Below are 5,762 nucleotides of genomic sequence, written 5' to 3'. Positions count from 1 at the left end.
AGCGGCGTTGACAGATGTATCCATCTGAATGCAATGAAGAAAACCACCATTACCAGCATTAACCGTCAAACTATCAAAATATAACGTTGACGATGTAGCTTTAGGTGTCTGTAAAACAGGTGCCGAAGAAGCTGGAGTAACAGAAGTGAGAACCAGCTTATCAGAAAAAAAGTTTGAATTATGGCGAGAAATAAAAGTCTGAAACATGATTAAACTCCTAAGCAGAAAACCTACCGCGCTTCGCTTGGTCAACCCCTCAGCGGCAAAAATTAAAATTTTTACCGCTTCGGCGTTATAACCTCACACTCAATCTTTTATCACGAAGTCATGATTGAATCGCGAGTGGTCGGCAGATTGCGATAAACGGTCACATTAAATTTAACCTGACTATTCCACTGCAACAACTGAACGGACTGGAAACACTGGTCATAATCATGGTGGCGAATAAGTACGCGTTCTTGCAAATCACCAGAAGGCGGTTCCTGAATGAATGGGAAGCCTTCAAGAAGGTGATAAGCAGGAGAAACATACGAAGGCGCATAACGATACCACTGACCCTCAGCAATCTTAAACTTCTTAGACGAATCACCAGAACGGAAAACATCCTTCATAGAAATTTCACGCGGCGGCAAGTTGCCATACAAAACAGGGTCGCCAGCAATATCGGTATAAGTCAAAGCACCTTTAGCGTTAAGGTACTGAATCTCTTTAGTCGCAGTAGGCGGAAAACGAACAAGCGCAAGAGTAAACATAGTGCCATGCTCAGGAACAAAGAAACGCGGCACAGAATGTTTATAGGTCTGTTGAACACGACCAGAAAACTGGCCTAACGACGTTTGGTCAGTTCCATCAACATCATAGCCAGATGCCCAGAGATTAGAGCGCATGACAAGTAAAGGACGGTTGTCAGCGTCATAAGAGGTTTTACCTCCAAATGAAGAAATAACATCATGGTAACGCTGCATGAAGTAATCACGTTCTTGGTCAGTATGCAAATTAGCATAAGCAGCTTGCAGACCCATAATGTCAATAGATGTGGTAGAAGTCGTCATTTGGCGAGAAAGCTCAGTCTCAGGAGGAAGCGGAGCAGTCCAAATGTTTTTGAGATGGCAGCAACGGAAACCATAACGAGCATCATCTTGATTAAGCTCATTAGGGTTAGCCTCGGTACGGTCAGGCATCCACGGCGCTTTAAAATAGTTGTTATAGATATTCAAATAACCCTGAAACAAATGCTTAGGGATTTTATTGGTATCAGGGTTAATCGTGCCAAGAAAAGCGGCATGGTCAATATAACCAGTAGTGTTAACAGTCGGGAGAGGAGTGGCATTAACACCATCCTTCATGAACTTAATCCACTGTTCACCATAAACGTGACGATGAGGGACATAAAAAGTAAAAATGTCTACAGTAGAGTCAATAGCAAGGCCACGACGCAATGGAGAAAGACGGAGAGCGCCAACGGCGTCCATCTCGAAGGAGTCGCCAGCGATAACCGGAGTAGTTGAAATGGTAATAAGACGACCAATCTGACCAGCAAGGAAGCCAAGATGGGAAAGGTCATGCGGCATACGCTCGGCGCCAGTTTGAATATTAGACATAATTTATCCTCAAGTAAGGGGCCGAAGCCCCTGCAATTAAAATTGTTGACCACCTACATACCAAAGACGAGCGCCTTTACGCTTGCCTTTAGTACCTCGCAACGGCTGCGGACGACCAGGGCGAGCGCCAGAACGTTTTTTACCTTTAGACATTACATCACTCCTTCTGCACGTAATTTTTGACGCACGTTTTCTTCTGCGTCAGTAAGAACGTCAGTGTTTCCTGCGCGTACACGCAAGGTAAACGCGAACAATTCAGCGGCTTTAACCGGACGCTCGACGCCATTAATAATGTTTTCCGTAAATTCAGCGCCTTCCATGATGAGACAGGCCGTTTGAATGTTGACGGGATGAACATAATAAGCAATGACGGCAGCAATAAACTCAACAGGAGCAGGAAAGCGAGGGTATCCTACAAAGTCCAGCGTACCATAAACGCAAGCCTCAACGCAGCGACGAGCACGAGAGCGGTCAGTAGCAATCCAAACTTTGTTACTCGTCAGAAAATCGAAATCATCTTCGGTTAAATCCAAAACGGCAGAAGCCTGAATGAGCTTAATAGAGGCCAAAGCGGTCTGGAAACGTACGGATTGTTCAGTAACTTGACTCATGATTTCTTACCTATTAGTGGTTGAACAGCATCGGACTCAGATAGTAATCCACGCTCTTTTAAAATGTCAACAAGAGAATCTCTACCATGAACAAAATGTGACTCATATCTAAACCAGTCCTTGACGAACGTGCCAAGCATATTAAGCCACTTCTCCTCATCCAACGCGTCAGTTTTTGACAGAATCGTTAGTTGATGGCGAAAGGTCGCAAAGTAAGAGCTTCTCGAGCTGCGCAAGGATAGGTCGAATTTTCTCATTTTCCGCCAGCAGTCCACTTCGATTTAATTCGTAAACAAGCAGTAGTAATTCCTGCTTTATCAAGATAATTTTTCGACTCATCAGAAATATCCGAAAGTGTTAACTTCTGCGTCATGGAAGCGATAAAACTCTGCAGGTTGGATACGCCAATCATTTTTATCGAAGCGCGCATAAATTTGAGCAGATTTGTCGTCACAGGTTGCGCCGCCAAAACGTCGGCTACAGTAACTTTTCCCAGCCTCAATCTCATCTCTCTTTTTGCGTTCTGCTTCAATATCTGGTTGAACGGCGTCGCGTCGTAACCCAGCTTGGTAAGTTGGATTAAGCACTCCGTGGACAGATTTGTCATTGTGAGCATTTTCATCCCGAAGTTGCGGCTCATTCTGATTCTGAACAGCTTCTTGGGAAGTAGCGACAGCTTGGTTTTTAGTGAGTTGTTCCATTCTTTAGCTCCTAGACCTTTAGCAGCAAGGTCCATATCTGACTTTTTGTTAACGTATTTAGCCACATAGAAACCAACAGCCATATAACTGGTAGCTTTAAGCGGCTCACCTTTAGCATCAACAGGCCACAACCAACCAGAACGTGAAAAAGCGTCCTGCGTGTAGCGAACTGCGATGGGCATACTGTAACCATAAGGCCACGTATTTTGCAAGCTATTTAACTGGCGGCGATTGCGTACCCGACGACCAAAATTAGGGTCAACGCTACCTGTAGGAAGTGTCCGCATAAAGTGCACCGCATGGAAATGAAGACGGCCATTAGCTGTACCATACTCAGGCACACAAAAATACTGATAGCAGTCGGCGTGTGAATCATTAGCCTTGCGACCCTCGGCAGCAAGAACCATACGACCAATATCACGAAAATAGTCACGCAAAGCATTGGGATTATCATAAAACGCCTCTAATCGGTCGTCAGCCAACGTGAGAGTGTCAAAAACGATAAACCAACCATCAGCATGAGCCTGTCGCATTGCATTCATCAAACGCTGAATAGCAAAGCCTCTACGCGATTTCATAGTGGAGGCCTCCAGCAATCTTGAACACTCATCCTTAATACCTTTCTTTTTGGGGTAATTATACTCATCGCGAATATCCTTAAGAGGGCGTTCAGCAGCCAGCTTGCGGCAAAACTGCGTAACCGTCTTCTCGTTCTCTAAAAACCATTTTTCGTCCCCTTCGGGGCGGTGGTCTATAGTGTTATTAATATCAAGTTGGGGGAGCACATTGTAGCATTGTGCCAATTCATCCATTAACTTCTCAGTAACAGATACAAACTCATCACGAACGTCAGAAGCAGCCTTATGGCCGTCAACATACATATCACCATTATCGAACTCAACGCCCTGCATACGAAAAGACAGAATCTCTTCCAAGAGCTTGATGCGGTTATCCATCTGCTTATGGAAGCCAAGCATTGGGGATTGAGAAAGAGTAGAAATGCCACAAGCCTCAATAGCAGGTTTAAGAGCCTCGATACGCTCAAAGTCAAAATAATCAGCGTGACATTCAGAAGGGTAATAAGAACGAACCATAAAAAAGCCTCCAAGATTTGGAGGCATGAAAACATACAATTGGGAGGGTGTCAATCCTGACGGTTATTTCCTAGACAAATTAGAGCCAATACCATCAGCTTTACCGTCTTTCCAGAAATTGTTCCAAGTATCGGCAACAGCTTTATCAATACCATGAAAAATATCAACCACACCAGAAGCAGCATCAGTGACGACATTAGAAATATCCTTTGCAGTAGCGCCAATATGAGAAGAGCCATACCGCTGATTCTGCGTTTGCTGATGAACTAAGTCAACCTCAGCACTAACCTTGCGAGTCATTTCTTTGATTTGGTCATTGGTAAAATACTGACCAGCCGTTTGAGCTTGAGTAAGCATTTGGCGCATAATCTCGGAAACCTGCTGTTGCTTGGAAAGATTGGTGTTTTCCATAATAGACGCAACGCGAGCAGTAGACTCCTTCTGTTGATAAGCAAGCATCTCATTTTGTGCATATACCTGGTCTTTCGTATTCTGGCGTGAAGTCGCCGACTGAATGCCAGCAATCTCTTTTTGAGTCTCATTTTGCATCTCGGCAATCTCTTTCTGATTGTCCAGTTGCATTTTAGTAAGCTCTTTTTGATTCTCAAATCCGGCGTCAACCATACCAGCAGAGGAAGCATCAGCACCAGCACGCTCCCAAGCATTAAGCTCAGGAAATGCAGCAGCAAGATAATCACGAGTATCCTTTCCTTTATCAGCGGCAGACTTGCCACCAAGTCCAACCAAATCAAGCAACTTATCAGAAACGGCAGAAGTGCCAGCCTGCAACGTACCTTCAAGAAGTCCTTTACCAGCTTTAGCCATAGCACCAGAAACAAAACTAGGGACGGCCTCATCAGGGTTAGGAACATTAGAGCCTTGAATGGCAGATTTAATACCAGCATCACCCATGCCTACAGTATTGTTATCGGTAGCAAGCACATCACCTTGAATGCCACCGGAGGCGGCTTTTTGACCGCCTCCAAACAATTTAGACATGGCGCCACCAGCAAGAGCAGAAGCAATACCGCCAGCAATAGCACCAAACATAAATCACCTCACTTAAGTGGCTGGAGACAAATAATCTCTTTAATAACCTGATTCAGCGAAACCAATCCGCGGCATTTAGTAGCGGTAAAGTTAGACCAAACCATGAAACCAACATAAACATTATTGCCCGGCGTACGGGGAAGGACGTCAATAGTCACACAGTCCTTGACGGTATAATAACCACCATCATGGCGACCATCCAAAGGATAAACATCATAGGCAGTCGGGAGGGTAGTCGGAACCGAAGAAGACTCAAAGCGAACCAAACAGGCAAAAAATTTAGGGTCGGCATCAAAAGCAATATCAGCACCAACAGAAACAACCTGATTAGCGGCGTTGACAGATGTATCCATCTGAATGCAATGAAGAAAACCACCATTACCAGCATTAACCGTCAAACTATCAAAATATAACGTTGACGATGTAGCTTTAGGTGTCTGTAAAACAGGTGCCGAAGAAGCTGGAGTAACAGAAGTGAGAACCAGCTTATCAGAAAAAAAGTTTGAATTATGGCGAGAAATAAAAGTCTGAAACATGATTAAACTCCTAAGCAGAAAACCTACCGCGCTTCGCTTGGTCAACCCCTCAGCGGCAAAAATTAAAATTTTTACCGCTTCGGCGTTATAACCTCACACTCAATCTTTTATCACGAAGTCATGATTGAATCGCGAGTGGTCGGCAGATTGCGATAAACGGTCACATTAA

9 protein-coding genes are annotated in these 5,762 nt (G+C 44.5%); all 9 read right to left on the bottom strand.

Features of this window, described 5'->3' with window-relative positions:
* On the bottom strand, window positions 1–207 hold a 207-nt coding region (locus RUA4292_RS25800), incomplete at its 3' end, for a major spike protein G (RefSeq protein WP_032518615.1).
* Window positions 208–317: 110 nt separating this feature from the next.
* Window positions 318–1,601: a major capsid protein gene (locus RUA4292_RS25795; RefSeq protein WP_000065572.1), complete on the bottom strand. Its 1,284-nt coding sequence runs from the start codon at window positions 1,599–1,601 to the stop codon at window positions 318–320.
* A gap of 36 nt (window positions 1,602–1,637) precedes the next feature.
* The gene (locus RUA4292_RS25790; protein ID WP_000033471.1) at window positions 1,638–1,754 is read right to left on the bottom strand and encodes a phage DNA packaging protein J; all 117 of its coding nucleotides are present in this window, start codon (window positions 1,752–1,754) and stop codon (window positions 1,638–1,640) included.
* Window positions 1,754–2,212, bottom strand: a complete 459-nt coding sequence (locus RUA4292_RS25785; RefSeq protein ID WP_000084700.1) for a scaffolding protein D — start codon at window positions 2,210–2,212, stop codon at window positions 1,754–1,756. Before RUA4292_RS25785 ends, RUA4292_RS25790 begins: the two co-directional genes overlap by 1 nt.
* Window positions 2,209–2,448: a phage DNA packaging protein C gene (locus tag RUA4292_RS25780; RefSeq protein ID WP_016670801.1), complete on the bottom strand. Its 240-nt coding sequence runs from the start codon at window positions 2,446–2,448 to the stop codon at window positions 2,209–2,211. Before RUA4292_RS25780 ends, RUA4292_RS25785 begins: the two co-directional genes overlap by 4 nt.
* Window positions 2,381–2,533 carry a hypothetical protein gene (locus RUA4292_RS25775; protein ID WP_435988044.1) on the bottom strand — a complete coding sequence of 51 codons (153 nt, stop codon included), beginning with the start codon at window positions 2,531–2,533 and terminating at the stop codon, window positions 2,381–2,383. The genes RUA4292_RS25780 and RUA4292_RS25775 overlap by 68 nt, the downstream gene beginning before the upstream one ends.
* The gene (locus RUA4292_RS25770; protein ID WP_000252566.1) at window positions 2,466–4,007 is read right to left on the bottom strand and encodes a replication endonuclease; all 1,542 of its coding nucleotides are present in this window, start codon (window positions 4,005–4,007) and stop codon (window positions 2,466–2,468) included. Before RUA4292_RS25770 ends, RUA4292_RS25775 begins: the two co-directional genes overlap by 68 nt.
* A 63-nt stretch (window positions 4,008–4,070) precedes the next feature.
* Window positions 4,071–5,057 (bottom strand): Minor spike protein, encoded by a 987-nt coding sequence (locus RUA4292_RS25765; RefSeq protein ID WP_000466547.1) that lies wholly within the window; start codon window positions 5,055–5,057, stop codon window positions 4,071–4,073.
* 8 nt (window positions 5,058–5,065) lie between these two features.
* Window positions 5,066–5,593 carry a hypothetical protein gene (locus RUA4292_RS25760; protein WP_000487867.1) on the bottom strand — a complete coding sequence of 176 codons (528 nt, stop codon included), beginning with the start codon at window positions 5,591–5,593 and terminating at the stop codon, window positions 5,066–5,068.
* Window positions 5,594–5,762 lie beyond the last annotated feature (169 nt).

Source organism: Ruegeria atlantica, from assembly GCF_001458195.1.
GTDB lineage: Bacteria > Pseudomonadota > Alphaproteobacteria > Rhodobacterales > Rhodobacteraceae > Ruegeria > Ruegeria atlantica.
Note: the sequence above shows the minus strand (reverse complement) of the source record. Positions and strands in the feature narration are given on the sequence as shown.